This is a genomic window from Pseudomonas sp. 3B-A001-10F, assembly GCF_056313565.1.
Map to the genome: position 1 here is coordinate 1 of NZ_JBQYFW010000080.1, position 668 is coordinate 668.

Below are 668 nucleotides of genomic sequence, written 5' to 3' on the forward strand. Positions count from 1 at the left end.
GCGTCTACGGTTTGCTTCGCTGCACCTCCTCTCGCTGTGTTTGGCTGCGCCAAACGGTCGCTGCGCTCCCACGCCCGGATCAATCCCTCCACTCAGCCTTCCGACGTCGCCCGTGGATCAAGATCAAGATCAAAAGCAGGCGAGCTGACACTCGGCCTATTGAGTGGTGAAGAGCGCGGCGCGCTTGGCTTTGGGTTTGTGGTGTTCTTGCCCCTCACCCCAGCCCTCTCCCGAGGGAGAGGGGGCCGATTTGTGTGCTTTTCAAAACCTGAGTTCAGCGCGGTATCGCACGTCGGCGTAGGTCTGCCAAACAAATCGGTCAGTCCCCTCTCCCTCCGGGAGAGGGTTAGGGTGAGGGGCTTTTGATCTGTTTCAGAATCTGAGGGTCGACTCGGTATTTCATGTCGGCGTAGCTCACCCAAACACCTCGGTCAGTCCCCTCTCCCTTTGGGAGAGGGTTAGGGTGAGGGTCTTTTAGCTGTGTGTCGGAGATTGGGAGATTTCGTGATTATCCAGCACTCGATTCACCGCCAGTTCGGCAAGCATGATGATCTGCTGAATCGCCAGAATCGTCCGTCTTTGCGGCAGGTCGATGTACGCGGCGATGTCGCTGGTCATGAGGCTGGCCTGTGCCAGTGATTCGCAGGCGTGGACCAGCAGGCTTTCGC

The 668-nt window shown here is 58.4% G+C and carries 1 protein-coding gene; it reads right to left on the reverse strand.

Annotated elements, in window-relative coordinates:
• Positions 1-474: 474 nt before the first annotated feature.
• Positions 475-668, reverse strand: a 194-nt coding sequence (locus AC0ZWN_RS28815; RefSeq protein ID WP_476337714.1) for a DUF6124 family protein, incomplete at its 5' end; no start/stop codon positions are given.